This is a genomic window from Bradyrhizobium sp. WSM4874, from assembly GCF_055811835.1.
In genome coordinates, this window is sequence record NZ_JBVVPR010000003.1 from 113,376 (window position 1) to 139,489 (window position 26,114).

At 63.8% G+C, this 26,114-nt stretch carries 26 protein-coding genes; 6 read left to right on the forward strand and 20 right to left on the reverse strand.

Annotation, left to right across the window (positions count from 1 at the left end):
- Positions 1–104 precede the first annotated feature (104 nt).
- The 4 genes from AC0L3P_RS04340 to AC0L3P_RS04355 form a co-directional block, all read right to left on the reverse strand.
- On the reverse strand, positions 105–1,451 hold the full coding sequence (locus AC0L3P_RS04340; RefSeq protein WP_473301084.1) for a cbb3-type cytochrome c oxidase subunit I: 1,347 nt from the start codon (positions 1,449–1,451) through the stop codon (positions 105–107).
- A 39-nt stretch (positions 1,452–1,490) separates the two neighbouring features.
- Complete coding sequence (locus tag AC0L3P_RS04345) at positions 1,491–1,943, reverse strand: c-type cytochrome (protein WP_354206629.1); 453 nt, start codon at positions 1,941–1,943, stop codon at positions 1,491–1,493.
- Between the two features lie 96 nt (positions 1,944–2,039).
- Positions 2,040–2,300: a cytochrome C oxidase subunit IV family protein gene (locus AC0L3P_RS04350; protein WP_354056019.1), complete on the reverse strand. Its 261-nt coding sequence runs from the start codon at positions 2,298–2,300 to the stop codon at positions 2,040–2,042.
- A 2-nt stretch (positions 2,301–2,302) separates the two neighbouring features.
- The gene (locus tag AC0L3P_RS04355; RefSeq protein WP_473301085.1) at positions 2,303–2,878 is read right to left on the reverse strand and encodes a cytochrome c oxidase subunit 3 family protein; all 576 of its coding nucleotides are present in this window, start codon (positions 2,876–2,878) and stop codon (positions 2,303–2,305) included.
- A 171-nt stretch (positions 2,879–3,049) separates the two neighbouring features.
- Between AC0L3P_RS04355 and AC0L3P_RS04360 the strand changes: the two genes are divergently transcribed.
- On the forward strand, positions 3,050–3,205 hold the full coding sequence (locus AC0L3P_RS04360) for a hypothetical protein (RefSeq protein ID WP_275167650.1): 156 nt from the start codon (positions 3,050–3,052) through the stop codon (positions 3,203–3,205).
- A gap of 72 nt (positions 3,206–3,277) precedes the next feature.
- On the opposite strand, the gene mmsB is transcribed toward AC0L3P_RS04360, so the two are convergent.
- From mmsB to AC0L3P_RS04440, 16 genes are all read right to left on the reverse strand, one after another.
- Positions 3,278–4,468, reverse strand: a complete 1,191-nt coding sequence (gene mmsB, locus AC0L3P_RS04365; protein ID WP_473301086.1) for a multiple monosaccharide ABC transporter permease — start codon at positions 4,466–4,468, stop codon at positions 3,278–3,280.
- The gene (gene mmsA / locus AC0L3P_RS04370) at positions 4,465–6,042 is read right to left on the reverse strand and encodes a multiple monosaccharide ABC transporter ATP-binding protein (protein WP_473301087.1); all 1,578 of its coding nucleotides are present in this window, start codon (positions 6,040–6,042) and stop codon (positions 4,465–4,467) included. Before mmsA ends, mmsB begins: the two co-directional genes overlap by 4 nt.
- A 188-nt stretch (positions 6,043–6,230) precedes the next feature.
- A complete protein-coding gene (gene chvE / locus AC0L3P_RS04375; protein WP_247288919.1) occupies positions 6,231–7,304 on the reverse strand; it encodes a multiple monosaccharide ABC transporter substrate-binding protein in 1,074 nt (357 codons plus the stop codon).
- Positions 7,305–7,376: 72 nt separating this feature from the next.
- Positions 7,377–8,255, reverse strand: a complete 879-nt coding sequence (locus tag AC0L3P_RS04380; RefSeq protein ID WP_473301176.1) for an SMP-30/gluconolactonase/LRE family protein — start codon at positions 8,253–8,255, stop codon at positions 7,377–7,379.
- A complete protein-coding gene (locus AC0L3P_RS04385) occupies positions 8,255–9,331 on the reverse strand; it encodes an aldose epimerase family protein (RefSeq protein ID WP_473301088.1) in 1,077 nt (358 codons plus the stop codon). Before AC0L3P_RS04385 ends, AC0L3P_RS04380 begins: the two co-directional genes overlap by 1 nt.
- Before the next feature lie 2 nt (positions 9,332–9,333).
- Positions 9,334–10,260 (reverse strand): Gfo/Idh/MocA family protein, encoded by a 927-nt coding sequence (locus AC0L3P_RS04390; protein ID WP_473301089.1) that lies wholly within the window; start codon positions 10,258–10,260, stop codon positions 9,334–9,336.
- Positions 10,257–11,036: a FadR/GntR family transcriptional regulator gene (locus tag AC0L3P_RS04395; RefSeq protein WP_473301090.1), complete on the reverse strand. Its 780-nt coding sequence runs from the start codon at positions 11,034–11,036 to the stop codon at positions 10,257–10,259. Before AC0L3P_RS04395 ends, AC0L3P_RS04390 begins: the two co-directional genes overlap by 4 nt.
- Positions 11,033–12,013, reverse strand: coding sequence for a galactofuranose ABC transporter, permease protein YjfF (yjfF, locus tag AC0L3P_RS04400; protein ID WP_354206648.1), 981 nt, complete (start codon positions 12,011–12,013; stop codon positions 11,033–11,035). The genes AC0L3P_RS04395 and yjfF overlap by 4 nt, the downstream gene beginning before the upstream one ends.
- Entirely contained in the window at positions 12,010–13,002 is a 993-nt protein-coding gene (locus AC0L3P_RS04405; protein ID WP_354206650.1) for an ABC transporter permease, read from the reverse strand. The genes yjfF and AC0L3P_RS04405 overlap by 4 nt, the downstream gene beginning before the upstream one ends.
- Positions 12,999–14,543, reverse strand: a complete 1,545-nt coding sequence (locus tag AC0L3P_RS04410; RefSeq protein WP_473301091.1) for a sugar ABC transporter ATP-binding protein — start codon at positions 14,541–14,543, stop codon at positions 12,999–13,001. Before AC0L3P_RS04410 ends, AC0L3P_RS04405 begins: the two co-directional genes overlap by 4 nt.
- A gap of 119 nt (positions 14,544–14,662) precedes the next feature.
- Positions 14,663–15,628, reverse strand: a complete 966-nt coding sequence (gene ytfQ, locus AC0L3P_RS04415; protein ID WP_473301092.1) for a galactofuranose ABC transporter, galactofuranose-binding protein YtfQ — start codon at positions 15,626–15,628, stop codon at positions 14,663–14,665.
- A 389-nt stretch (positions 15,629–16,017) separates the two neighbouring features.
- Positions 16,018–17,190: a fumarylacetoacetate hydrolase family protein gene (locus AC0L3P_RS04420; RefSeq protein WP_473301093.1), complete on the reverse strand. Its 1,173-nt coding sequence runs from the start codon at positions 17,188–17,190 to the stop codon at positions 16,018–16,020.
- A 112-nt stretch (positions 17,191–17,302) separates the two neighbouring features.
- A complete protein-coding gene (locus tag AC0L3P_RS04425; RefSeq protein WP_275167663.1) occupies positions 17,303–18,280 on the reverse strand; it encodes a HEAT repeat domain-containing protein in 978 nt (325 codons plus the stop codon).
- Positions 18,281–18,282: 2 nt separating this feature from the next.
- Positions 18,283–18,516, reverse strand: a complete 234-nt coding sequence (locus AC0L3P_RS04430; protein ID WP_007593252.1) for a 4Fe-4S dicluster domain-containing protein — start codon at positions 18,514–18,516, stop codon at positions 18,283–18,285.
- Between the two features lie 29 nt (positions 18,517–18,545).
- Positions 18,546–20,288, reverse strand: a complete 1,743-nt coding sequence (locus AC0L3P_RS04435) for a fumarate reductase/succinate dehydrogenase flavoprotein subunit (protein WP_473301095.1) — start codon at positions 20,286–20,288, stop codon at positions 18,546–18,548.
- Positions 20,289–20,392: 104 nt separating this feature from the next.
- Positions 20,393–21,166: a ferredoxin--NADP reductase gene (locus AC0L3P_RS04440; RefSeq protein ID WP_473301096.1), complete on the reverse strand. Its 774-nt coding sequence runs from the start codon at positions 21,164–21,166 to the stop codon at positions 20,393–20,395.
- A gap of 208 nt (positions 21,167–21,374) precedes the next feature.
- Here AC0L3P_RS04440 and AC0L3P_RS04445 point away from each other — a divergent pair, with 208 nt between their 5' ends.
- The 5 genes from AC0L3P_RS04445 (at position 21,375) to AC0L3P_RS04465 (ending at position 25,999) form a co-directional block, all read left to right on the forward strand.
- Positions 21,375–21,671, forward strand: a complete 297-nt coding sequence (locus tag AC0L3P_RS04445; protein ID WP_247288899.1) for a gamma-butyrobetaine hydroxylase-like domain-containing protein — start codon at positions 21,375–21,377, stop codon at positions 21,669–21,671.
- Positions 21,672–21,861: 190 nt separating this feature from the next.
- Positions 21,862–22,638: a Crp/Fnr family transcriptional regulator gene (locus tag AC0L3P_RS04450; RefSeq protein WP_354206665.1), complete on the forward strand. Its 777-nt coding sequence runs from the start codon at positions 21,862–21,864 to the stop codon at positions 22,636–22,638.
- A gap of 165 nt (positions 22,639–22,803) precedes the next feature.
- A complete protein-coding gene (locus tag AC0L3P_RS04455) occupies positions 22,804–24,225 on the forward strand; it encodes an ABC transporter substrate-binding protein (RefSeq protein WP_473301098.1) in 1,422 nt (473 codons plus the stop codon).
- The gene (locus tag AC0L3P_RS04460) at positions 24,222–25,130 is read left to right on the forward strand and encodes an ABC transporter permease (RefSeq protein WP_473301099.1); all 909 of its coding nucleotides are present in this window, start codon (positions 24,222–24,224) and stop codon (positions 25,128–25,130) included. Before AC0L3P_RS04455 ends, AC0L3P_RS04460 begins: the two co-directional genes overlap by 4 nt.
- Positions 25,127–25,999 carry an ABC transporter ATP-binding protein gene (locus AC0L3P_RS04465; RefSeq protein ID WP_275167669.1) on the forward strand — a complete coding sequence of 291 codons (873 nt, stop codon included), beginning with the start codon at positions 25,127–25,129 and terminating at the stop codon, positions 25,997–25,999. Before AC0L3P_RS04460 ends, AC0L3P_RS04465 begins: the two co-directional genes overlap by 4 nt.
- Positions 26,000–26,114: the final 115 nt, after the last annotated feature.

Consider the following 26,114-nt stretch of genomic DNA (forward strand, 5'->3'; position numbering starts at 1 on the left):
TTGGGGGGGGGCGGGCGGGCCATTGGGTTTATTTCTAATTTTATTTTTCTCTCACATAAATTGTTTCCCGGGGGGGCCGCTACCCCCGCCCCCCCCCGTCACGCTTACTCGGCCGGCTGCAGCGCGGCGGGAATGGGCGCCTGCTTTTCGCGGCCGGGCACCAGCACCGCCCAGACGAACATCAGCGCCGAGATGGCGACGAACACGCCGGAGCCGAGCCGCACCCAGTAGAAGAAGGCGAGCTGGTCCTGCACGTCCATGTAGCTCTGGCCGAGCACGCGCTGGAGATGGACCTGGACCACGCCGGCAAAGGTTAGCGCGAACGTCATGGTCATCATGGCCGTGCACATGATCCAGAAGCTCGTCATACTGAGCCACTGGTTATAGGGCGCGCGTCCCTTGATCTGCGGGATGGCGTAAGCCATCACGGCAAGATTGAGCATCACATAGGCGCCGAAGAAGGCGAGATGGCCGTGCGCAGCGGTGACCTGGGTGCCGTGGGTGTAGTAGTTCACCGAGGAAAGCGTGTGCAGGAAACCCCAGACGCCGGCGCCCAGGAACGCCATCACCGAACAGCCGACCGACCACAGCAGCGCGGCGCGGTTCGGATGCTTGCGGCCGGCCTTCCAGGTCAGCTGCACCGTGAAGATCACCATCGTGAAGAACGGCGCGACCTCGAGCGTCGAGAACAGCGAGCCGATCCACTGCCAGTAGCCGGGCGCGCCGATCCAGTAGAAATGATGGCCGGTGCCGAGAATTCCCGAGAATAGCGCAAGGCCGATGATGACGTAGAGCCACTTCTCGACCACCTCGCGATCGATCCCATTGAGCTTGATCATGAGATAGGCGAGCACGGAGGCCATAATCAGCTCCCAGACGCCCTCGACCCAGAGATGGACGACGTACCACCAGTACATCTTGTCGACGGCGAGGTTTGCCGGATTGTAGAAAGCGAACAGGAAGAAGATCGCAACGCCCCACAGGCCAAACAGCAGGATGTTGGTGACCGTGGTCTTGCGCCCTTTGAGCGCGGTCATGGTCACGTTGAACAGGAACATCAGGCAGACGACGACGATGCCGACCTTGATGATGAAGGGCTGCTCGAGGAACTCGCGACCCTCGTGGTAGTGGAAGAGATAGCCGACCACCGCTACGCCAGCTGCGCCGAAGAACATCCAGAACTGGATCTTTGCGAGCAGCGGGCTGTACAGCTCGGTCTCGGTTTCCTCAGGCAGCAGGAAGTAGGTCGCGCCCATGAAGCCGATCAACGACCACACGATCAGCGCATTGGTGTGGATCATCCTGACGATATTGAACGGCAGCAGCACCGACAGCGTGTTGGGCAGAACGTAGATTGTCCCGGCGAGGAGACCGAACAGGACCTGAGCCAGGAACAGGGTCAGCGCGCCGTAGAAATATAGCATCGCGACTTTCTGGGTTTGATATTTCATCTCGGATTCTCTCTGTCTGGAAAGAGGAAAGCGGCGGGCTCAGCCGGCCTTGTTTGGCGGCCAATCCTGGCGCTTGATCGTGCTCACCCATTGCAGGAAATCGGCGAGATCATTGAGCTCTTGGTCGGTGAGGTTGAACTGCGGCATCTGCCGCCGGCCCTCCGCGCCCGAGGGCTGCGACTGCATCCAGGCCTTCAGTGTCTCTCGCGCGCCGGCCGGATCCTCCTTGCCGCCCCATCGATCCCAGACGTTGCCGACTTCGGGCGCGAAATAGGCGCCTTCGCCGAGCAACGTGTGGCAGTTGATGCAGGAGTTCTTCTCCCAGACATGCTTGCCGCGGGCGACCGACGACGTCAGCGTCGCCGCGTCCGTCGAGGTTGTGGCCATGTAGTAGTGGCTGTGCGCCGTCAGCCCGATGAAGATGGCGAAGAAAAAGGCCGAGCCGCCGTAGAAGATATTTCGAGCGGCCGACTTGGTCAGGCGTTCAGCCATTGCCAATCCTTTCAATTGAGTCCTGTCGCGTAAATCGGTGATGCGATTTATTGCCGATTGGCCCGGCCCGTTCTTTGTCAGGGCGCAAGGAGTGAGTCAGATCAGGGCGATGACTGCGGATGTGAGCCAGGCAAACAGCACCACGACGAGGATCCAGGCGCTGACGAGGCCGCGCCAGAGCGCGGGCACTGCGCGAAGATCGAGGAAATCGAGCGCTATCCGGCGCCCCTTGACTGCGGCGAGGGCCAGCAGCAGGGCGTTGCCGAGCAGCGGCCGCGGCACCAGCGGCGGCACCAGGACGGTCGCGAGTGCGAGGCCGATCAGCGCGAGCCAGGTGAAGTCCAGGCGATCCGGCATCGTCACCGCACCAGATAAAGAATCGGGAACATCACGATCCAGACCAGATCGACCATGTGCCAGAAGGCCGTTCCCGTCTCGACGCTGAACGCCTCCGCGCGGCGGCAGACCACGGCTAGGATGATGATACCGAGGCAGACATGCAGGAGATGGAAGCCGGTCAGGAGGAAGTAGAGTGTAAAGAACGGACTGGTCTCGAGTCCGATGCCGCGTCCGATCTCTTCGGCATATTCGCCGAGCTTGATCGCCACGAACAGGCCGCCAAGCCCCATGGCTGTGAGGAGCCAGTATCGTGTCGCCCGCCTCTCGCTGGCCCGCGCGGCCTTCGTAGCCCGGGCTGCGGCCCAACCGCTCGTCACCAGCACGACAGTGTTCAGTCCTGCCAGACCCGGATCAAGTGCCGCCTGCCCCGCGGCGAACACGGCGGGATGGATCGCGCGGGCGACCGTGAAGGCACCGAGAAACAGACCGAAGGCGGCGAGCTCGCTGAAGATCAACACCCAGATCATGGGATCGCCGGGAAGATCGTCCAGAATTCCCCAGCCAGCTCCCTGTGGTTCGCAATCGGCTGCCGACATCTGCTCTTCCGGATCAGGACACCGGCCAGACTTAGCTCAGCCGCGCCGATCCGAGTTTGTTGCCGGACAAACTTGGGGAATGCCGATCAATTTGTTTGCGCCGTCGCAACGTCCGGCCGGCCGGGTCGCGGTACGAGCACTCCAAGGTTCCATGGAGCTGCGAGCGCTGACATGAGCGACGCACAAATCGGGCTGATGACCGCGACGCCCATCATCATTGTCTTCGCCGTCGCACTCCGGCGAATGGGCGTGCTATCGACCGTGGCAACCGTCTCGGCGGTGAGCCTCTCCGTCGCGATAGCGGCGGTGCTCTTCACGACGCAGTAACGGCTGCCGTAGCCGCATGGAGCGGAGCGGAATGCGGGTAAGTGGCCCCGGATTGCGCTTCGCTACGCAGCCTCATCTCCGCTGATTATACACGTCGATGCACACCGCCCCGAGCAGGACCAGGCCCTTGATGACCTGCTGATAGTCGATGCCGATGCCGAGGATGGACATGCCGTTGTTCATCACACCCATGATCATGGCGCCGACCACGGCGCCGCCGACGCGGCCGACACCGCCATAGGCTGAGGCGCCGCCGATGAAGCAGGCGGCGATGACGTCGAGCTCGAAGCCGAGACCCGCCTTCGGCGTTGCGGTGTTGAGGCGCGCAGCGAAGACGAGGCCGGCGAGCGCAGCGAGCACGCCCATATTCACGAAGGTGAGGAAGGTCAACCGTTCCGTCTTGATGCCCGACAGGCTTGCGGCCTTGGCGTTGCCGCCGACCGCATAGATTTGCCGGCCGATCACGGTGCGGCGGGTGACGAAGCCGTAGAGTGCGATCAACGCACCCATGATCACCAGCACGTTCGGCAGGCCGCGATGCGAGGCGATCAGATAGGTGAAATAGAGCACGGCGCAGGCGAGCAGGATGCTCTTGCCGAGGAAGAACGCGTAGGGTTCGACCTCGATGCCGTGCAACTGCTCGCGCGACCTTCCCCTGGCGCTGGCGTATACGAGGCCAAGCGCGAGCACCGCACCGATCAGCATGGATGTCGGATGCAGGGTGCCGGTCTCCGGCAAGAGCTCGGGAATGAAGCCGGAGGACAGTTTCTGGAAGGTCACCGGGAACGGCCCGAGCGACTGGCCCTGCAATACCGCGAGTGCGAGGCCCTTGAACACCAGCATGCCGGCCAGCGTCACGATGAAGGACGGAATCTTGAAATAGGCCACCCAATAGCCCTGCGCGGCGCCGATCGCCGCGCCCAGCAGCAGACAGGCGATGAAGGCGAGCGTGTAGTCGACCTTGTATGTCACCATCAGCACGGCGGCCACCGCGCCGACGAAGCCCGCGACCGAGCCGACCGAGAGGTCGATATGGCCGGTGACGATGACAAGCAGCATGCCAAGCGCCATGATGACGATATAGCTGTTCTGGAGCACCAGATTGGTCAGGTTGAGCGGCTGCAGCAGTGTGCCACCGGTCATGACCTGGAAGAACAGCATGATCGCGATCAGCGACATTAGCATGCCGTAGTTGCGTAGATTGTTCTTGATGAAGCTGCCGTTCCGGCGCTCCTCGGGCAGCGAAACCGTCTTGTCGGTCATGGCTGCGATCCTCCCATCTCGGCACCCGCCAGGGCGCGGCTTCCATAATTTCTGTCGTTGCGCATGATGGCGCGCATGATCTTTTCCTGCGTCGCTTCGGTGCCGGGGAACTCGCCGACGAAGGCGCCGTCGTTCATGACACAGATGCGGTCGCAGATGCCGAGCAGCTCGGGCATCTCCGAGGAGATCACCACCACGCCGCGGCCGGCTTCCGCAAGCTCGTTGATGATACAGTAGATCTCGTATTTGGCACCGACGTCGATGCCCCGGGTCGGCTCGTCCAGGATCAAGACCTTGGGGTCGGTCATCAGCCATTTCGACAGCACGACCTTTTGCTGGTTGCCGCCGGAGAGCTGGCCGGTCTCCTGATAGACGTCGGAGCAGCGGATGCGCATCCGGTTGCGGTAGTCGCTGGCGACCTTCAGCTCGGCGATGTCGTCGATGACGCGGTTCGGCGCGACCTGGTCGAGGCTTGCGAGCGTGACGTTCTTGCGGACGTCGTCGGCGAGGATAAGTCCGAGCTGCTTGCGGTCCTCGGTGACATAGGCAAGGCCGGCGTCGATCGCGGCCGCGACGTTCGGCAGCACGACCTCATGGCCCTCGAGCCGGATGCGGCCGCTGATCGTGGTGCCCCAGGAACGGCCGAACAGGCTCATGGCGAATTCGGTGCGGCCAGCGCCCATCAATCCGGCAATGCCGACGACCTCGCCGCGTTTCACGCTGAAATCAACGTTCTTGATCACCTGCCGCTCGGGATGGATGGGATGGTAGACCGACCAGTTCTCGACGGTGAGGACGGGCTCGCCGATCTTTGCGCTGCGCTCCGGAAAGCGATGGGCGAGATCGCGGTTGACCATGCTGCGGATGATGCGGTCTTCCTGGATCGGCTCGGCGTGGCAATCAATGCTGTCCACGGTGCGGCCGTCGCGCAGCACGGTGATGTGGTCGGCGACCTTGGCGACCTCGTTGAGCTTGTGCGAGATCAGGATCGAGCCGATGCCCTGCGCGCGGAAGGCCATGAGGCGCTCGAGCAGCGCGGCACTGTCGGCCTCGTTGAGGCTGGCGGTCGGCTCGTCCAGGATCAGCATCCGCACCCGCTTGGACAGCGCCTTGGCGATCTCGACCAGCTGTTGCTTGCCGACGCCGAGATCGGTGATCAGCGTATCCGGCGATTCCTTGAGGCCGACCTGCGCCAGGAGTTCCCGCGTGCGCCGATAAACCTCGTCGCGATCGATCACGCCGAGCCTGGACGGCGGATGCGACAGGAAGATGTTCTCGGCAATCGACATCAGCGGGATCAGCGCCAGCTCCTGATGGATGATGATGATACCGAGCGCCTCGGAATCGTTGATATCGCGGAAGCGGCGCTCCTCGCCATCGAAGATGATGGTGCCCTCATAGCTACCGGCGGGATAGACGCCGCTGAGCACCTTCATCAGCGTGGACTTGCCGGCACCGTTCTCGCCGACGAGGGCGTGGATCTGCCCGGCTTCAACCGAGAAGTTGACGTCGCGCAGCGCCTGCACGCCGGAAAAGCTCTTGCTGACGTTGCGCATCTCCAGCATTGCGGTCATCGGATCATTCTCCCGGGTGCCTCCACAATCGTCATGGCCGGGCTTGTCCCGGCCATCCACGTGCAGCCGCTTGCGAAGAGGGACGTGGATGCCCGGGACAAGCCCGGGCATGACGAGTTCATAAACATGCGCTTCGCCCTAACCCTAAAGAACTCCCTCTCCGCAGGTTGGGAGAGGGAGTAGACCTCTTACTGGAACTGCGACTTCTTGTAGTAGCCGCTGTCGACCAGGACCTTCTCCCAATTGTCCTTGTAGACCACGACCGGCTTGAGCAGATAGGACGGCACGGTCTTAGCGCCGTTCTCGTAGGTCTTGGTGTCGTTGACGGTGACCTGCTTGCCGGCAAGCGCAGCGTCGACCATGTCGGCGGTCACCTTGGCGAGATCGCGGGTGTCCTTGAAGATGGTCGAATACTGATCGCCGCGCAGCATCGCCTTGATCGAGGGCACCTCGGCATCCTGGCCCGAGATGACAGGCATCGGCTGGCCGGCGCTGCCATAACCGACGCCTTTCAGCGAGGAGATGATGCCGATCGACAGGCCGTCATAGGGCGACAGCACTGCGTTGACCTTCTTGTTGCCGTAGTAGGCGCTGAGCAGATTGTCCATGCGGGCCTGCGCGGTGGCGCCGTCCCAGCGTAAGGTCGCGACCTTGTCCATGCCCATCTGGCCGGAGACGACGACGAGCTTGCCGCTGTCGATGTACGGCTTCAGCACGCTCATCGCGCCGTTGTAGAAGAAGTAGGCATTGTTGTCGTCGGGCGAGCCGCCGAACAGCTCGATGTTGAACGGACCCTTGCCATCCTTGAGGCCGAGGCCCTGCACGATCGACTCGGCCTGGAGCACGCCGACCTGGAAATTGTCGAAGGTCGCGTAATAGTCCACGTTGGGCGTGCCGCGGATCAGGCGGTCATAGGCGATCACGGTGATGCCCTTTGCTTTCGCCTGCTTGAGCACGTCGGAGAGCGTGGTGCCGTCGATCGCGGCGATCACCAGCGCTTTCGCGCCCTTGGTCACCATGTTCTCGACCTGCGAGAGCTGGTTCGGAATGTCGTCCTCGGCATATTGCAGGTCGGTATTGTAGCCGCGCTCCTTCAGCACCTTGACCATGTTGTTGCCGTCGTCGATCCAGCGCGCCGACGATTTGGTCGGCATGGCGATGCCGACTGTTGCTTTATCCTGGGCTGAGGCGGTGACGCCCGCGGCCATCGTCGCAGCGCCGGCCAGCGCCAGCGCGAGGAATGTCGTCTTCAGTTTCAACATGTTTCGCTCCCTTGGATGTCAGACTGTTTTTTCGTGTCGTCGAGAAATTGGCGGTGTGTGGCTTCGAGCCTCCTATGCGAGCTTGACGTCAGGCTCCGCGCGACCGCGCGCGGAGGCCTCCAACAGGAAGGTGTGGCCTGCTTGCGGATCGGCGGCACGTGCCGCCGCATCCATGTCCTGCCAGGCCGAGGTGACGAGAAGACGCGACAGATCGGGGCCGACAAAAGCGGGGCAGCTCGCCTGCTTTGCCGGCACGCTCATCGAGCGCAGGCGCTCGCCTTGCGGAGAGTAGACGTCGATACGGCTCGCGCCCCAGCAGGCGTTCCAGATGTTCCCGTCGGCGTCGCACACCGAACCATCGAGGCCGCCGCTACCGGTGTGGCGCAGCAGCACTTCCGGCTCGCCGCGCGGCAGGCCGGTCGTGGGATTGAGCGGCACCGCGTAGAGCACCGCGCGCGCGGTGTCGGCGAAGTAGCCGGTGGCGCCATCGGGCGAGAAGCAGATCGAGTTGGGAATGCTGATGCGCGGAAACAGCATCGATATCTCGCCGTGATGGAACGCGTAGATCGCCCCTGCCCCTGCTTCCGCCTTTCGGCCCATGGTGCCGATCCAGAACGTGCCGGAGGGATGCACGCGGGCATCGTTGGAGCGGGTCGCGTGATTGTCGGCTTCGAGCGGACAGAACAGCGTCATCGCGCCGTCGGCGATTATGCGGATATAGAGGCCGTCTTCCGCGACGATCAACTGCCGTTCGGCGTCGATCCGCCCAAGTGCGCTGGCCATCCGGCCCAGCGCATGAACGCGAATGCTGCCGGTGCCGAGCTGCGCCTCGAACAATCGCCCCTCACGGATATCGAACCACCAGGCCGTGTCCGTGCTCACGTCATAGGTCGGCCCCTCGCCGAGATGACAAGGATCGTCTGAAAGAACCGAGATCGGCACCTGCTCCATCATGACCTCCTCACCGCAAAGCGATAGACGGTGTGATGGCGGTAGACCTGGCCACGATCGAGGCGTGGGCTCGGGAAATCCGGCCGGTTCGGTGCATCCGGCCACATATGCGGCTCCAGGCACATGGCGTCCGACTGCCGGTAGAGCTTGCCGCCCTTGCCCGAAATCGTGCCGTCGAGATAATTACCCGAATAGACCTGCAGACCGGGCTGATCGGTGAACAGCTCCATGATGCGCCCCGAGCGCGGCGCCTCCAGCCGCGCCGCGAGCGCAAGCTTGCCGTCACGCGCGAGACAATAGGTGTGATCGTAGCCCCTGCCGTTGCGCAATTGCTGGTCGCTCTCGCGGATGCGCTCGCCGACGGGCCGCGGCTCGCGGAAGTCGAACGGCGTGCCCGCAACCCTGCGCGGCGCCTCGGGCAACGGAATGGCGGTGGGATCGATCGGGAGGAAATGTCCGGTGGCGACCGTCAGCTTGTGATCGAGAATGGGCGTGCCGGATGTCGCGCCTTCCAGATTGAAGAAGCTGTGGTTGGTCAGGTTGACGATGGTCGGCCGGTCGGTCCGCGCCTCCATGGTGAGGGATAGCTCGGCCGGGCCGGTAACGCGATAGGTCAGGCGCACATCGAGCCGACCGGGATAGTTTTCCTCGCCATGCGGGCTCGTGTAGGTCAGCGTAACCGCGGGCTCGGCGCCATCTTCGATCTCCGCAATGTCCCAGAGCTTGCGGTCGAATCCGTCGAGGCCGCCATGCAGCGCATTCGGACCGTTGTTGACGGGAAGCTGCACTGTCTCGCCATCGAGCGAAAATTGTCCGTTGGCGATGCGATTGGCGTAGCGGCCGACGGTGGCACCGAAGAACTTTCGCTCGGCGAGATAGCCGGCGAATGTGTCATGGCCGAGCACGATGTCCTCGTAGCCCCCCTTCGCATCCGGCGCGATCAAGGCCTGCAAGACTGCACCGTGGGTGATGATGCGCGCCTCGAACCCGCCCTCTCCGCGCAGCACGATGCGCTCCACCTTGCGGCCGTCCGGCAGCGTTCCGAAGATGTCTTTTTCTGTTTTCGTTCCAGCCATGATCAATCCACAAACGGTTCGACGATCGTGCGCCTGCCGACCAGGAAGGCGTCCGCAACGAGACGAAGCGGCGCCAGATCGACGTCGCTCGCGCCTGTCGCGGCGAGCGTGACAAAGCGCCGGTAGAGCTCCCGATATTCCTCATCGGGCGCCTCGGCAACGGTCCTGCCGTCGATCGCCATGATCCGGCCGCCGCGGGATAGCGTCATCCGGCCCTGGTCGGTTTCGACGAGGATATCCCAGCTCTGCGGCCCGGTCTGGCGGAAATCGAACTCGGCGGTCACAGGCAGGCCGCCAAGGTCGGTCAGCGTCAGCTTCGCGGCGATCGGCGCCTGGCAATTGGCGGGGAAAGCGAGCTCGGCCGCGGTGACGAACACGGGCTTCGGCAAGATCCTGGTCAAAATCGACAGCGCATTGATGCCGGGATCGAACACCCCGAGCCCGCCCGGCTCCCATATCCACGCCTGCCCGGGATGCCAGACGCGCACGTCCTCCTTCCAATTGATGTGGACGGAGGTGATCCGCCGCGCGGCAAGCCACTCGCGCGCCGGCTCGACCGCCGGTGCATGGCGCGAATGCCAGGTCGCGAACAACGTCCGCTTGGCCTCCCTCGCCATCGCGATCAGCGGATCGAGCTCGGCAACGCCGGCGCCGGGCGGCTTCTCCAACATGACGTGCTTGCCGGCCCTGAGGGCTGCGACGGCCTGGGCGCGGCGCACTTGAGGCGGCGTGCAGAGCGACACCGCGTCGATCGGCGGACCTTTTTCCAGCAGCTCTTCGATGGTCGCGAAATGCGGCAGATCGGGCAGCGAGGCATTGCGGCTGGCGACGGAGGCCAGCGTCGCGCCGGGAACTGCTGCGATGGCGCCGACATGCTGGTCCCGCGCGATCTTGCCGAAGCCGACGATGGCGATGCGAAGTTCAGTCACGATCTTTCTCCAGCTTCCGCGGACGGCAGCGCTTCGGCCGGTACAGTCTCGATCACCGTACCCTCATGGCGGCGCATGCCGTTGTGAATGACGTAGACCATCGCCTCCGACGCAGTCGCGGCATCACCGGCGGCGATGGCATCGACGATCTTCTGATGCCAGAGCAGAACGGTGTCGCGGTCCTCCGGTTCGACCGGTGCGCTGAGCAGGAACGAGGCGCGCAACGCAGCCTCGATGACGTGCCCGATCGAGCGCATGAACAGATTTCCGGACGCCCGCGCTACACCGACATGAAGCGCTAGGTCGGCATCGGCAAAGCCGACGGAGTCGGAAGCTTCAAGTCGCATCCGCTCCATGCAGCGGTGCAACTCGACGACGTCCTGCTCCGACCGCTGCGCCGCCGCCAGCATCGCCGCGCGCGGCTCGACCGCGAGGCGGATCTCGGCGAGGTCGTTGAGGAAGCGCTTGTCGATCCCGGCGTCCAGGTGCCAGGCCAGCACGTCAGCGTCGAACATGTTCCAGGCGGCGCGCTCGCGCACCACGGTGCCGACCCGCGCCTTGGTGGTGAGCAGGCCCTTGGCCACCAGTGTCTTCACGCTCTCGCGCAGCACCGGCCGCGACACGCCGAACATCGCGATCATCTCGGCATCGCCGGGCAGCCGCGTCCCCTCCGCGTAACGGCCGGCGATGATGTCGACGCCGATCGATCGGGCCACCTCCGCGTGATTGGAGTGCGCCCGGCGCGTCGGGATGACGAGGATGCGCGAGGTGGTCATGAGACTGCTCCCGCGCGCTTTGCCACGGGCCGGCGCGCGAGCGCGACCAACCCCTGTTGCAAGGCGATGAAGGCGAACAGCAGCACGCCGGTCGCGATCTTGGTCCACCAGCTCGACAGCGTCCCGTCGAAATTGATGTAGGTCTGAATCATGCCCTGGATCAGCACGCCGAGGAAGGTGCCGATCACCGAGCCCTGCCCGCCCGTGAGCAGCGTGCCGCCGATCACGACGGCCGCGATGGTGTCGAGCTCGACGCCGACGGCGGAGAGCGAGTAGCCGGCGCTGGTGTAGAAGGAGAAGACGATGCCGGCGATGCCAGCGAGCAGGCTCGACAGCATGTAGATTTTCACCGTCATCCTGCCGACGGCTACGCCCATCAGGCTCGCGGTCGCCCGGCTGCCGCCGAGCGCATAGACATTGGCGCCGAACCGGGTGAGCTGCAGCAGCAATGCACCGCCGATCACGATCGCAAGCATGATGATCGCGACCGCCGTCAGCCGTCCACCGCCGGGCAATCGCAGTGCGAAGTCCGATACGGTGGAATAGACCGGTGCCGTGATCGGCACCGATTCCGTCGAGAGCAGGAAGCTTGCACCCCGGGCCAGGAACATGCCGGCGAGCGTCACGATGAAAGGCGGCAGATCGAAGACATGGATCACCGCGCCCATCGCCGTGCCGAAGGCTGCCGAGAGCGCGAGAATGGCGACGAAGGCGACCGGGGGCGGCATTCCCCAGCGCTCGATCGCCAGCGCGACGAACACCGTGGTGAAGCCGATCACCGAGCCGACCGAGAGATCGATGCCGCCGGAAATGATGACGAAGGTCATGCCGGTCGCGACGATGCCGAGGAAGGCGTTGTCGGTGAGGAGATTGCCGACCACGCGGGTGGACGCGATGTTGGGAAACTGCATCGCGCAGAGCGCGAACCCCGCGACGAGCACGATCGCCGTGATGAGGACGGGCGGCAGACCTTTCATGCCTTGGTCCTCCGCAGCCGCGTCACCACGTTGGCAAAGCCGGACAGCTTCGGCGATTGCAGCAGCAGCACGGCGAGCACCACCACCGCCTTGACCAGCAAATTGAACTCCGGCGGATAGCCCGACAGCAGAATGCCGGTGTTCATGGTCTGGATAATCAGCGCGCCGAGTACGGCCAGCACGAGGCTGAAGCGGCCGCCGAACAGCGAGGTGCCGCCGATCACCACCGCGAGGATGGCGTCGAGCTCGAGCCAGAGGCCGGCATTGTTGGCATCCGCGCCCATGATGTCGGCCGCCGCGATCACGCCGGCGAGCGCAGCGCAAACGCCGCACCAGACATAGACCGCCAAGATCATCGCGCGCGTACCGACGCCGGCAAGTTCGCTCGCCCGCGCATTGCCGCCGGTTGCCTCGATCAGCAATCCGAGTGCCGAGCCGCGCACCACCGCGCCGGTGAGGATCAACATGCCCAGCGCAATCGCGACCGGCACCGGCAGGCCGAGAATAGAGCCATTGCCGAACCAGACCAGATCGGGCGAGGAGAAGGTCACGATGCGGCCTTCGGTAATGAGCTGGGCGATGCCGCGCCCCGCCACCATCAGGATCAGGGTCGCCACGATCGGCTGCATGCCGAGCACCGCGACCAGAAATCCATTCCATAATCCGCAGATCAGGCCCGCGCCGAGCGCAGCCGCCAGCACCACGGCCAGACTGTGGCTGTCGGCGAGGCTCGCCGCGATCGCGCCTGAGATCGCCATGACCGCACCGACCGACAGATCGATGCCACGCGTCGCGATCACCAGCACCATGCCGAGCGAGAGCAGCGCCACCGGCGTGCCGCGGTTGAGCACGTCGATCAGGCTGCCGAACAGCCGGCCGTCCTGGAGGCGCAGATCGAAGAATTGCGGCGACACCACGCGATCGACCGCCAGGATGACGATCAACGCGAGGATCTGGGCAAGGCCGCGGCGCGGCAACAGCGCGGTCATGCACGGCCCTCATGCGCGACACTGGCGCCATCGGCGGCGATGGCGGCGAGAATGCTGCCGACGTCGATGGCCTCGCCGGCGAGCTCCTCGACATGAGCGCGATCACGCAGCACCACCACACGATCGGAATACGTCACGATCTCGTCGAGTTCGGAGGAGATCACGAGCAGCGCAAGTCCGTCGTCGCAGAGCTCGCGTATCAGGCGGATGATCTCGGCGTGCGCGCCGACGTCGATGCCACGGGTCGGCTCGTCCAGCACGAGGAGCCGCGGCGAGGTCGCAAGCCACCGTGCCAGCAGCACCTTCTGCTGATTGCCGCCGGACAGCAGGCCGACAGGACGCTCCGGATCGGGCGGGCGAATGTCGAGCATCTTGACGTAACGGCTTGCGATCTCGTCCTGCTCGCGTCGCGACAGCGGCCGATGCAGACCGCGCTTGGCCTGGAGCGCCAGCACGATGTTTTCGCGCACGGTGAGCTCGGCGACGATGCCGTCGGTCTTGCGCTCCTCCGGGCAATAGCCAAAGCCGTGGCGCACGCCGTCGCGCGGCGACTGAAGCCGGACAGGCGCGCCTTCCACCCTCGCCTGTCCGCGATCGGCGCGCTCGGCGCCGAACACCAGCCGCGCCGTCTCGGTCCGGCCCGAGCCGAGCAAGCCGGCGAGACCGACGACCTCGCCATGGCGCAGCTCGAGATTGAACGGCGCGACATAGCCGGCCTTGCCGTAACCCTCGAAGCTCGCACAGACTTCACGCGCCATCTGTGCACCTGCCGATGCCCGCGCGCTGGTGGTCTCGGCCAACTCGCGGCCGAGCATCATCCGGATCAGCTCGAGCCGCGACAGCGACGCGGTCTCGCGCTCGCCGACCAGGCGACCATTTCGCAAAACGGTGATGCGATCGGATATCTCGTAGACCTGGTCGAGGAAATGGCTGACGAAGACGATGCCAATGCCGCGCTTGGCGAGCTGGCGCATGATACCGAAGAGGATCTCGACCTCATGGCGATCGAGGCTCGCGGTCGGCTCGTCCAGGATCAGCACGCGCGCCGAGAGATCGACGGCGCGCGCAATGGCGGTGACGTGCTGGATCGCCACCGAATAATTGCCAAGCGGCGCTGATACGTCGATGTCGAGGCCGAAATCCGCGAGCAGCGCCTTGGCGCGGCGTCGCATCTCGCCTTCGCGCACGATGCCGAAGCGCATCGGCTGCCGGTCGAGGAACAGGTTCTGCGCCACCGAGAGGTTCGGCAGCAGATTGACCTCCTGGTAGACAGTGGCGATGCCGGCCTGGAGCGCCGCCTTGGCCGAGCGCGGCGCGACCTCTTCGCCGCCCAGCCTGACGATGCCGGCATCGCGCGGAAATACGCCCGTGACGACCTTGATCAGCGTGGACTTGCCGGCGCCGTTCTCACCGAGCAGCGCATGGATCTCGCCGGCGCGAAGCGTGAAGTCGACCTCCTGCAACGCACGCACAGCACCAAAGCTCTTGCTGATCCCGCGCACCTCCAGCAGGGAAGCAGCGGAATCCGGGCTGTTCTCCATGACAAATTCACTCCCAGCGGCGCCCGCTGTCGATGCGGACACGGAACCTGTTCGTTCGCAGCAGTTTCGAAGGGGATCGCCGGACTGCCGAAACCCGGCGGCCCGGCGACGTCCTCGCCTCAGTAACCGAGGCCCTTCTTGCTGTCGTAGATCTTCTGCGGATCATCGGTGGCGGTGTAGAGCTTGGATTCCGTCTGGATCCATTTCGGCGGAACAGTGCCCTTGCCCTTGAAGGCCGCGATGGCATCGAGCGCGGGACCCGCCATGTTCGGAGTCAGCTCGACCGTGGCATTGGCTTCGCCGGCCACCATCGCCTTGAAGATGTCGGGGACCGCGTCGATCGAGACGGTGAGGATCTCCTTGCCCGGCTTGAGGCCGGCTTCCTTCATCGCCTGGATCGCGCCGACCATCATGTCGTCGTTGTGCGCATAGACCGCGCAGATCGACTTGCCGCCGCCTTCGGCCTTGATGAAGCTTTCCATCACTTCCTTGCCCTTGGCGCGGGTGAAGTCGCCGGTCTGGCTGCGCACCACCTTCAGGTTCGCATGCTTGGCGATGGCGGTGTCAAAACCCTTCTTGCGATTGGCGGCGACGCTCGCGCCGACCGTTCCCTGCAACTCGACGATGTTGCAGGCCTTGGCCCCGACGGTCTTCGCCAGCCAGTCGCCGGCGACCTCGCCTTCGTGCACGCTGTCGGAGGTCACGGCGGTCAGATAGAGCTCTTTGCCGGAGGGATCGATGTCGCGGTCGAGCAGCACGACCGGTATCTTGGCCTCCTTGGCTTCCTTCAGCACCGAGTCCCAGCCGGTCGAGACGACGGGCGCGAGGAAGATCGCATCGACATTCTGCGCAATGAAGGAGCGGATCGCCTTGATCTGGTTCTCCTGCTTCTGCTGCGCGTCGGCGATCTTGAGATTGACCTTGCGCTTGGTGGCCTCCTGCTTGGAGACCGAGGTCTCGGCCGCGCGCCAGCCGGATTCCGATCCGATCTGCGAGAAGCCGATGGTGAGCTCGGCGGCGTTCGCCGGCAGCGCGAGCAGCAACGCGGCCGTGGCGCTGGCCGCAAAGAGGGCTTTGAGGATCATCAGGCGTATCTCCCAAAATGTTATCCGGGGCGCCAGTTGGTAGCATCGCACCCGCACGCCGACCTTTGAGCGGCGGGAGGGACTATTTCACGGAAGTTTGGTTCCGACTAGTCATATTATCTGACTATTCGCTCGGGACATCGCAGTTGGCAGGGCGGTAATCGTATGACACGCCAAGCGCGATTTTGTTCCGCAGATGCAACGGGAAGATGAACGAAATGATGTGGCTTCGCCAGCGCCACATCGTCATGGCCGGGCTTGTCCCGGCCATCCACGGCTTTGCCATGCAGGACCAAGAACGTCGATGCCCGGGACAAGCCCGGGCATGACGACCTTCTCCTGATTTCGATGTGCAATCGCCCGCTGTCGGCGGGGCAACATGCTGGCCGCTAGATCAGCTTCCGCTGCGCCAGATTCTTCATCAGCGCACCGATGCCGAACGTCCAGGGCTCGCACTCGTCGCTGGTCCGCATGCGGTTGACGAGTTTACCGAGCTGGGGCGCCGCAATGGTGACGATGTCGTCGCGCTTGTGGGTGAACCCCTGCCCCGGCGCGTCGCGATCCTTGACCGGCGCGAACATCGTGCCAAGGAACAGCACGAAGCCGTCGGGATATTGATGCACCTTGCCGATGGTCTGCTCGACCAGATCGGTCGGATCGCGGCTGATCATGCTGATCGAGGAATGGCCGTCGAGGACGAAACCGTCCTGCCCCCTCACGTTCAGGCTGATGTCGAGCTTGCGGGCGTCGTCGAGGGTAAAGCTGTCGTCGAACAAACGCAGCAGCGGACCGATCGAGCACGAGGCGTTGTTGTCCTTGGCCTTCGACAACAGCAGTGCCGAACGGCCCTCGAAGTCGCGCAGATTGACGTCGTTGCCGAGCGCGCCGCCGACGATCTTGCCGCGGCTCGAGACGAACAGCACCAGCTCCGGCTCGGGGTTGTTCCAGGTCGACTTCGGATGCAGCCCCGCATCCATGCCGGTGCCGACCGACGACAAGGTCGGCGCCTTGGTGAAGACCTCGGCATCGGGGCCAATGCCGACCTCCAGATACTGGCTCCAGGCGTTCTGGTCGATCAGCACCTGCTTCAGGTGCATCGCCTGGTCCGAACCGGGCTTGAGCTTCGACAGATCGTCGCCGATCAGCCGCGTCACCTCTTTCCGGATCGCTTCGGCCGAGGCCGGATTGCCTTTCGCCCGCTCCTCGATCACGCGCTCCAGCATCGAGATGGCGAAGGTCACCCCGGCGGCCTTCAGCGTCTGGAGATCGACGGGTGCAAGCAACCACGGCTTCTTGGCATCGCGCTGATCGGGCGGCGTGTTGGCAACGATAGCCTCGAGATCGCCGATGCGCTCGCCCTTGGTCGCGGCAAGCGCCTTGGCCGGATCGTCTTCCTCGCAGAGCGTGCTGACGGTCGGGAATTTTGCGGTGACGTCGAACACACCATCGCCGCGCACGGCGACCACGGCCGGGCCATTCGCCTGCGGCAGCCAGACGCGGCCGACAAGCGTTCCCCGCGTGCCGTCCTCGGGGAGAAGGTCCTTAACCGTCAATGTCGTCATGGGCGCATCCTCGCTCTTTTCGGATCGACCTCCGCTCGCGGAGGCCTATCACATTGGCGAAGACCAATAAACGTCTGGGACGGGAAGTCCAGCGCGGCAGGCGGCTGCGCTTCTATGCCCCCGCCCGCGCTTTTCGGGCCGCGATCTGCTGAAGCGCCCAGCGCGCGTTCTTGCGCACCTCGGGATCGGGATCGTCGGCGATGACGGCAAGGAACGCTTCGCCGTCGTGGTGGGCGATCTCGCCGAGCGCAGCAGCGGCTTCCTTCCGCAAATTCGCCTGCTCATGGTTGACGCAATTGCCGATCGGGCGCACCGCGCGCTCGATCGTCATCCGGCCAAGGCTGCGGATTGCCTTCAGCCGCACCTGCCAGAACTCGTCACCGAGCGAAGCGATGAGCTGGTCGGCGGCGATCGAGCCGTTGACGTTGAGGCCCAGCGTTTCCGCGGCCATCTCCCGCACCATCCAGTCCGAATCCTTCAACGCGCGCGTGATCATCTCGGCCGCGGGCTTCATCTGCGAGAAGGCGAGCGCGCTGACGGCGGCACGGCGCACATGCGCGTCCGGATCGTTGATCAGCGCGGTCAGCGCCGGAATTGATTCCTCCAGCTTGAGGAACCCGATCACGCCGATCGCCTGCACCCGCACGGCGGCATCGGAATCCTGGAGCGCTTCCAGCGCGGGTTTCAAGGTGTCCTTGCAACGCAGTTCCTTGAGCGCACGCAACGCGCCCATGCGGACGAAGGCGTGGGCATGCTTGACCAGCGGCAGGATGATTTCGGCGCAGGCTGGATCCTTGAACTCCGCCATGCTATCGGCCGCGGCGGCCGCAACGATTCTCTCGGGATCGACCAGCAGCTTCACCAGCGCGCTGGCGGCCTCCGGCCCGTCGAACTCGCCGAGCGCCATCGCGACCTGCTGGCGCACGCCGGCATCGGGATCGGCGACCATTTTGGCGAGATGGCCGACCGCTGCGGGATCGCCGGAATGGCCGAGCGCGATGATCGCGACGCGGCGCTCCCCTGGATCGGCGGCCTGGAGCCGCTCGTCGGCATCTTCGAGATCGTCGTAGGATTCGAACGGGCTCGACATGGCTACCTCAGCAGATAGGGAATGTTGACGGTGACGGCGCCGGTCGGGCAATCCGCCTCGCAGGGCATGCAGTACCAGCATTCGTCATAGGCCATGTAGGCCTTGTTGGTCATATCGCTGATACGCAGTACGTCGAGCGGACAGACGTCAACGCACACGGTGCAGCCCTTGTCCGCGATGCATTTGGCGTCGTCGACGACCACCGGAACCGATGTCTGATAGGAAGCGAGAGGCATCGTATGTCTCCTGTTATTTGTGCGGCGGGTCAGGCTGTCGCGCGGATGCGCTGCTTGTCGTAGAGATCCTTCTCGTCGTCGGCGATCGGCACGATATAGGGCTCCACGGCACGCTTCTCGCTGGTCATCTTGCCGTCCTGCTTGCTGAGCAGCGTGTGGCAGAACCAATTCTCGTTGTCCTTCTCCGGGAAATCCGTCCGCCAGTGATAGAGGCCCCAGCGGCTTTCCTCGCGGTAGAGCGAGGCATGCACCGCCATGTCCGCGCAGTCCATGATCGACTGTACTTCGAGCGCGCGGAGCAGTTCGTGCGCATTGCGCGCGATCATCCGCTCCTGCATGTCTTCCCTCGCTTCGGCGAGCCGACGCATGCCGAGCTCGTATTTGCGCGTGACTTTCGGCGGCTGCAGATAGTCATTGACGAGACGCCGGGTCTTGTACTCGATCTGGTTCGGTGGAATCCCGTCCTCGCGTTTGGTCGGCGCCATCACGCGGTCACGCTCCCTGGCGACATCGGCCGCGTCGAATTCCGCGAAATCGTGATTGTCCGCGAATTCCATCGCGTCGACGCCGGCGACCGAACCGTTGGTGAAGGCGCCGAGCATGTAATTGTGCGGCACGCTCGCCATGTCGCCGGCGGCATAGAGGCCTGGCACGGTGGTGCGGGCATTGTCGTCGACGAACACGCCGGAAGCGCTGTGACCCGAGCAGAAGCCGATCTCGGAAATATGCATCTCAATCGACTCGCTGCGGTAGTCGACCCCGCGCCCCTGCTGGAACAGGCCGCGCGTGGGACGTTCGACCTTGTGCAGCGTCGATTCGATTTCCGAGATCGTGTCGGGGTGAAGATGCTTGAGCTGGAGAAACACCGGGCCCTTGCCGGACAGCAGCTCGTTGTAGAATTCCAGCATCATCTGGCCGGACCAGTAATCGCATTCGATGAAGCGCGATCCCTCGTTGTTGGCGGTGAAGGCGCCGAAGGGACCGGCGACGTAGGCGCAGGCCGGGCCGTTGTAGTCCTTGATCAGCGGATTGATCTGGTAACATTCGAGGTTCGCCAGTGCCGCACCGGCATGATAGGCCATGGAATAGCCGTCACCGGAATTGGCCGCGTTCTCGTAGGTGCCGAACATGTAGCCGGAGGTCGGCAGGCCGAGACGGCCGGCGGCGCCCATGCACAGGATGACGGCCTTGGCCTTGATCACCAGCATCTCGGCGGTCCGGGTATTAACGCTGATCGCACCGGCAATGCGTCCGTCGGCAGATTTGAGCAGCCGCGTCGCCATGTAGCGGTTGGAGATCAGGATGCGGGCACGCCGGAGCTGGCGATACAGGGCCTTCTTCACGGTCTCGCCGTTCGGCATAGGCAGCACATAGGTGCCGATGTGGTGCACCTTCTTGACGGCGTAGTCGCCGTTCTCGTTCTTCAGAAAGCGGATGCCGAAACTGTCGAGTTCCTCGATGATCGAATAGCAATTTTGCGCGTATTTGTAGACCGCCTTCTGATCGACGATGCCGTCATTGGCGATGGTGATTTCCTTGGTGTACTGCTCCGGCGTCGCGTAGCCGGGAATGACGGCGTTGTTCAAGCCGTCCATGCCCATCGAGATCGCTCCGGAGCGCTTGACGTTGGCCTTTTCGAGCAGGACGACGTTGGCCTTCGGATTCTTCAGCTTCGCCTTCAACGCCGCCATCGGGCCGGCAGTGCCGCCGCCGATGACGAGCACGTCGCAGGAAACCTCCGAAAGTCCGTCGACGATCTGATCTAGTGACATCGTTTGCTCCTGGTTCGCCGGCAGGTCCGGCGCCTTTGCATCAGATTTGTTCAGCAGGCGTCCCGGCGATAGCAATTAGTTGTCGCCGAGGTGCGATTTGCGCCTCAGCGCTCGACAAAGGCCTTTTCGATCACGAAATGGCCGGGGCGGCTGTGATTGCCCTCGACAAAGCCACGCGCGGAAAGCATCGCGGGAAGTTCCTCCAGCATCGCAGGGCTGCCGCACAGCATGATGCGGTCGGTCTCGATATCGAGTCCCGACTGCCCGATATCGTCGAACAGCTGGTTCGACGCGATCAGGTCGGAGATACGACCGCGATTCCTGAACGGCTCGCGGGTAACGGTCGGGTAGTAGACGAGCTTGTCGCGGATCAGCGGCCCGAAGAACTCGTGATCGCGCAGGCCTTCGACGAGGTGCTCGCCATAGGAGAGCTCGGAGACCTGGCGGCAGCCATGGGCGAGCACGATGGTCTCGTAATTCTCGTAGACGTCGGGGTCCTTGATCAGGCTGGCGAACGGCGCGAGCCCCGTTCCGGTCGAGAGCAGCAACAGGCGTTTGCCGGGAATGAGATTGCCCGTGATCAGCGTGCCCGTGGCCTTGCGGCCGACCAGGATGACGTCCCCCTCCCTGATCTTCTGAAGGCGCGAGGTCAGCGGACCATCCTGCACCTTGATCGAGAAGAACTCGAGCGCCTCCTCGTGATTGGCGCTCGCCATGCTGTAGGCCCGCAGCAACGGCTTGCCCTCGACTTCCAGCCCGATCATCGCGAACTGGCCGTTCTGGAAGCGGAAGCCCGGATCGCGCGTCGCGGTGAAGCTGAACAGGCTATCGGTCCAGTGCCTGACCGACAGGACCGTTTCCTTCTGAAATGCGCTCATTGTCTCTCCTGACCTCGATTCCGCACAAGGTTTCGGAGAGACAGGAATCCGGCAACGCCGAACTGAAATTCCCGGTCGATTAGTTTCACATTTCGTGGGCGATGATCGAGGAGCAGGCAGCAAAGATCAGCGCCTCGCACCTGCGCCTGGCAATTAGTTGCTATCGCGGCAGCGCTGCGGCAACGTAGAGAAGGGTCGGAGACACGTCATGACCTTGGTGGCCCCGACCGTGGCAGATTACGAAGCAAGCGCCGACCTCGCGACGCTCCGCGTCCGCACCGCTCAGGATGACACGCTGGACTTGCCGGCGGAAACGCTTCGCCTCTCCTGCAAATGCGCCCACTGCACCCGTGCCCGCTTCGACGGCCGCTTCCCCGAGCGGTTTCCAGGCATCGCGATCACCGAGATCGGCGATCTCGGTTACGGGCTGAACATCTCGTTTTCGGATGGGCACAACCGGGGGATTTACCCGAAGCCGTATTTGCTGAGCCTGGCCGGGCGCTAGGGACAGGATTCCTTCCCGCGTTCCGCTGTCATTCCCCGCGCAGGCGGGAAATCCAGTACGCCGCGGCCCCTCCGTATCCCATTGCTTTCCCTGGAATACTGGATCGCCCGGTCTTCGCAGGGCGACGACAGGTGAGTGATTGGCACGGACATTGCTCCTCTTTAGAACGGTTTGAACGTTCCGGAGGCAGATGATGTTGCAGGCGGCCAATGTGGTTCGCGGGACCGGCCCCGCAACGGTCCGGCCTGCTGGCGGTTCCTCGCTGCTGCTGACCGAGAACCAGCAATGGATCGGCGGACCGCCGGCGTTGATGGACAAGCTCAGCCAGCGCGAGCGGGAGCTGGTGCTGAAGCAGGGCCGCCGAAAAGTGCTCAACCGTGGCCAGACGCTGTTCAGCCAGGGCGGCAAGCATGACGGTATCTGGCTGATCGAGAGCGGCCGTATCCGGGTGTTCTACACCTCCCCGCTCGGCCGCGAGATCACGCTGGCCTATTGGCATGTCGGCAATTTCGTCGGCGGGCCGGAAGTGTTCGAAGGCACCGTGCATCAATGGTCCGGCGTTGCATCCAGCAATTGCAGCGTGGTGCATCTGCCCGGAAAGGAACTGCGATCCCTTGCCGTCGAGATTCCGAACCTCGCGATCGGCCTGATCGAAGGCCTGACCTTTAAGGGCAAGTGCTATTCGGCGCTGGCCCAGATGTTGGGGACGCGCTCAATCACGCAGCGCCTTGCGCATCTGTTGCTGCATCTCGTCGACCTCTATGGCGTCGATGACGCCGACGGCCGGGTGATCGCGGCCGCCTTCACCCATGCCGATATTGCCCACATGGTCGGCGCCACCAGGCAATGGGTCACGATCAGCCTGAAGCGCATGCAGGAGAAGGGAATCGTGCTGACCAAGCGCTCCCAGATCGTGGTCTGCCGGCCCGACGTGCTGGAAGAAATGCGAGGGCAAGCGTCTGACTAGGGCTGGTGCCCACGCAAGCGGCTTTATATTGCAGGACTGCCCAAGGACTATGCAATCAACTTTTCCCGGCAACTAATCGACTGTGGCGCTCATTCCGGATTTGCCCTGCCCACGCCCTCACCCAATCATGGCAACCACAGCACATCCAACCGAATGAGGATGAGAATGGTCCGCCATCTTCCCACGCTCTCGATCGCGATGTCCGTGACGTCGCTGGCGCTTCTCCTCGCCCAGCCGGCCGCGGCGGAAACCGTTACGCTCGGCATCGGAACGCAGGACACCACGACCAACACGGTGACCGCCGGCGTCGTCATCCGCCAGCTCCATCTCCTCGAAAAATATCTGCCGAAGGAGGGCAAATACGCCAACATCAAGTTCGAGCTGGAGTGGCAGAACTTCACATCCGGTCCGCCCGTCACCAATGCGATGATGGCGAACAAGCTGCAGATCGGCATGATGGGCGACTATCCGCTGATCGTGAACGGCTTCACTTTCGACAGCAATCCGGAGAGCAAGAGCCGGCTGATCGGCATCGCCGCCTACAGCCTGTCGGGCTCCGGCAACGGCATCGTCGTGCACAAGGATTCGCCCTACTACGATCTCGCCGATCTCAAGGGCAAGCTCGTGAGCGTGCCGTTCGGCTCTGCCGCGCACGGCATGGTGCTGAAGGCGATGCAGGACCGCGGCTACGCGTCGGATTTCTTCCAGCTGGTCAGCCAGAGCCCGGAGGTCGGGTCGACCAATCTCCAGGAGAAGAAGATCGACGCGCATGCCGACTTCGTCCCGTTCGCCGAGCTGCTGCCGTTCCGCGGCTTTGCACGAAAGATCTTTGACGGTGTCGAGACCAATCTCCCGACTTTCCACGGCATCGTCGTGCGCACCGATTTCGCCGAGAAATACCCCGAAGTCGTCGTCGCCTACTTCAAGGCGCTGATCGCCGCCAATCAGTGGCTGCGCGACGATCCCAAGCTCGCCGCCGAGAAGATCCAGGAATGGACCGGCATCAACAAGGAGGTCGTCTACATCTTCCTTGGCCCCAGCGGCAACATGACCACCGATCCCTCGATCAAGCCGGCATTGATCGACGCCGCCACGGCCGACGTCAAGGTGCTGCAGAACCTCGGCCGGATGAAGGAGTTCGATCCCACGAAATGGGTCGACGACAGCTACATCCGCAAGGCCTATGCCGAGATGAAGCTCGACTATGACGCGCGGCTCGCTAGCGCCAGCAACTACGAGATCTCCGGCGAAGATTCATTCTGCAAGAAGCCGATCGCAGATCCGCGCAAGGCCGGCGAGGTCTGGGTCGACCAGGCAGGCATCATGCCCTTCTCGTCGGCGAGCTGCACGCTCGGCGCCTATGCCGACTACAAGGCCAAGGGCAAGAAGATCACCGTCACCTACGTGTTCGATACCACGCGCGGCATCAAGCTGTTCGCCGACCAGGCCTTCTTCGCGGTCGGCAATGGCGAGGTTGCGCCGTTCCTGTTGAAGAAGGACGCTGAAGCCTATGCCGCCAAGATCAGCGGCAAGGTGCTCGGCTTCGACGACGCGGTGAAGGCGGCGGTCGGCGGGGGCAAGACGTGAGCAGTCCCGCCCTCCTCAGACATTCCGAGGACAGCATGCCGGCAAGCGCAATCGCGGAGGCCAGCGCCATGCCCGCCTCCACTTCACCCGCATCACCGCCCTCCTTCGGCACGCTGGCACTGCGCTGGTACCGGCTCAACCGGGGCGGACTGCGTGCGACCGCGATCGGCATTATCTCGCTGCTCGCCTTCCTGCTGGTCTGGCACCTGCTAACGACCTATCGCGTCGTGTTCTTCGTGCGCTTCACCAACGTGCCCTCGCCGCTCGCGGTCTATGCGAGCTTCACCAAGGCGATCCACGATCCGAAATTCCTGCTGCACGTCCTCCTGAGCTGCCGGCGCATCTTCTTCGGCTTCTCGCTCGCGGCGATCGTCGCCGTGCCGCTCGGCCTGATCATGGGCCGCTTCAAGCTCGTCCACGAGATCATCTTCCCCGTGGCGGAGGTGCTGCGGCCGATCCCGGCGATCGCCTGGGTGCCAATGGCCATCATGCTGTGGCCGACCAACGAGCAGAGCATCGTCTACATCACGTTCCTCGGCTCGTTCTTCCCGATCCTGGTCAACACGCTGCACGGCATGTCGCTGGTCGATCCCGTGCTGGTGCGCGCCGCGCAATGTCTCGGCGCGCGGGAGCGCTCGATTTTCCGCGATGTGTATTTTCCGGCCTCGCTCCCGCACATCTTCACCGGCCTCACCGTCGGCATGGGCGTGGCCTGGGTGTCGCTGATCGCCGCCGAGATGATCTCGGGGCAGTACGGCATTGGCTATTTCACCTGGGAGGCCTATTCGCTGGTTCAGTATGCCGACATCGCGCTCGGCATGATCGCGATCGGCGTGCTCGGCCTCGGATCCAGCATGCTGATCCGGGGGGCCGGACAATTGGTGATGCCGTGGAGGCTGAAATGAGCGAGGTCGTTGTCAAGGCACCGCAGGGCCATATCGAGGTCAAAAACTTCTCCCTCAGCTACGACAGCATCGAGGGGCCGGTCGAAGCCGTCACCGATACGCAGATACATGTGAAGCCTGGCGAGTTCGTCTCGATCGTCGGTCCCTCCGGGTGCGGAAAGTCGACGCTGCTCAACGCGGTCGCCGGCTTCCTCAAGCCGACGACGGGCATCGTCACCGTCGACGGCGAGAAGGTGAACGGCCCCAGCGCCGAGCGCGGCATGGTGTTCCAGCAATATTCGCTGTTTCCCTGGAAGACGGTGCGGGAGAACGTCGAGTTCGGCCTGAAGATGCGCGGCATGCCGCGCTCGCAGCGCGAGCGCGCCGCGCGCACGCTGCTGGGACTCGCGGGCCTCGAAGCCTTCGAAAAGCATTATCCCGAGAAACTCTCAGGTGGCATGAAGCAGCGCGTGGGCATCGTGCGTGCGCTCGCGACGGGACCCAAAGTGTTGTTGCTGGACGAGCCCTTCGGCGCGCTCGATGCGCAGACCCGGGTCATCATGCAGCAGATCCTCACCAACATGTGGCAGCGGCTGAAGATCTCGGTGCTGTTCGTCACCCACGACATCGACGAGGCGATCTTCCTCTCCGACCGCGTCTACTGCATGACCGCACGCCCCGGCTCGATCAAGGCGGAGATTCCGATCCCGCTGGAGCGGCCGCGGCAGCAGTCGATGATGATGTCGTCGGAGTTCCTGGGGTTGCGCCGGGGACTGATGTCGCTGATCCGCGAGGAAAGCATCAAGGCGATGGGCGGCGAGCTCAACGACATGGGCATGCAGGGCCTGAACATCGAACTGCACGGGCATTCGCTCGCGGATGTGATTTGATTTCATCGCTCCCGCTTACGGGATGACGGTCTCGTAGGGTGGGCAAAGCGAAGCGTGCCCACCACTTTTGTACGCGCGACGAGATGGTGGGCACGGCGCTTCTCGCCTTTGCCCA

Bases quoted from the DNA above. Each gene is read 5' to 3' on its own strand.
- AC0L3P_RS04355 (WP_473301085.1), bottom strand. From the start codon at position 2,878: ATGTCGGCAGCCGATTGCGAACCACAGGGAGCTGGCTGGGGAATTCTG.
- AC0L3P_RS04440 (WP_473301096.1), bottom strand. From the start codon at position 21,166: ATGAGCGCATTTCAGAAGGAAACGGTCCTGTCGGTCAGGCACTGGACC.
- AC0L3P_RS04410 (WP_473301091.1), bottom strand. From the start codon at position 14,543: ATGGAGAACAGCCCGGATTCCGCTGCTTCCCTGCTGGAGGTGCGCGGG.
- AC0L3P_RS04465 (WP_275167669.1), top strand. From the start codon at position 25,127: ATGAGCGAGGTCGTTGTCAAGGCACCGCAGGGCCATATCGAGGTCAAA.
- yjfF (WP_354206648.1), bottom strand. From the start codon at position 12,013: ATGAAAGGTCTGCCGCCCGTCCTCATCACGGCGATCGTGCTCGTCGCG.
- ytfQ (WP_473301092.1), bottom strand. From the start codon at position 15,628: ATGATCCTCAAAGCCCTCTTTGCGGCCAGCGCCACGGCCGCGTTGCTG.
- AC0L3P_RS04430 (WP_007593252.1), bottom strand. From the start codon at position 18,516: ATGCCTCTCGCTTCCTATCAGACATCGGTTCCGGTGGTCGTCGACGAC.
- AC0L3P_RS04420 (WP_473301093.1), bottom strand. From the start codon at position 17,190: ATGACGACATTGACGGTTAAGGACCTTCTCCCCGAGGACGGCACGCGG.
- AC0L3P_RS04450 (WP_354206665.1), top strand. From the start codon at position 21,862: ATGATGTTGCAGGCGGCCAATGTGGTTCGCGGGACCGGCCCCGCAACG.
- AC0L3P_RS04455 (WP_473301098.1), top strand. From the start codon at position 22,804: ATGGTCCGCCATCTTCCCACGCTCTCGATCGCGATGTCCGTGACGTCG.
- AC0L3P_RS04360 (WP_275167650.1), top strand. From the start codon at position 3,050: ATGAGCGACGCACAAATCGGGCTGATGACCGCGACGCCCATCATCATT.
- AC0L3P_RS04385 (WP_473301088.1), bottom strand. From the start codon at position 9,331: ATGGCTGGAACGAAAACAGAAAAAGACATCTTCGGAACGCTGCCGGAC.
- AC0L3P_RS04425 (WP_275167663.1), bottom strand. From the start codon at position 18,280: ATGTCGAGCCCGTTCGAATCCTACGACGATCTCGAAGATGCCGACGAG.
- AC0L3P_RS04405 (WP_354206650.1), bottom strand. From the start codon at position 13,002: ATGACCGCGCTGTTGCCGCGCCGCGGCCTTGCCCAGATCCTCGCGTTG.
- AC0L3P_RS04345 (WP_354206629.1), bottom strand. From the start codon at position 1,943: ATGGCTGAACGCCTGACCAAGTCGGCCGCTCGAAATATCTTCTACGGC.
- AC0L3P_RS04350 (WP_354056019.1), bottom strand. From the start codon at position 2,300: ATGCCGGATCGCCTGGACTTCACCTGGCTCGCGCTGATCGGCCTCGCA.
- chvE (WP_247288919.1), bottom strand. From the start codon at position 7,304: ATGTTGAAACTGAAGACGACATTCCTCGCGCTGGCGCTGGCCGGCGCT.
- mmsA (WP_473301087.1), bottom strand. From the start codon at position 6,042: ATGACCGCAATGCTGGAGATGCGCAACGTCAGCAAGAGCTTTTCCGGC.
- AC0L3P_RS04445 (WP_247288899.1), top strand. From the start codon at position 21,375: ATGACCTTGGTGGCCCCGACCGTGGCAGATTACGAAGCAAGCGCCGAC.
- AC0L3P_RS04395 (WP_473301090.1), bottom strand. From the start codon at position 11,036: ATGACCACCTCGCGCATCCTCGTCATCCCGACGCGCCGGGCGCACTCC.
- AC0L3P_RS04435 (WP_473301095.1), bottom strand. From the start codon at position 20,288: ATGTCACTAGATCAGATCGTCGACGGACTTTCGGAGGTTTCCTGCGAC.
- AC0L3P_RS04380 (WP_473301176.1), bottom strand. From the start codon at position 8,255: ATGGAGCAGGTGCCGATCTCGGTTCTTTCAGACGATCCTTGTCATCTC.
- mmsB (WP_473301086.1), bottom strand. From the start codon at position 4,468: ATGACCGACAAGACGGTTTCGCTGCCCGAGGAGCGCCGGAACGGCAGC.
- AC0L3P_RS04340 (WP_473301084.1), bottom strand. From the start codon at position 1,451: ATGAAATATCAAACCCAGAAAGTCGCGATGCTATATTTCTACGGCGCG.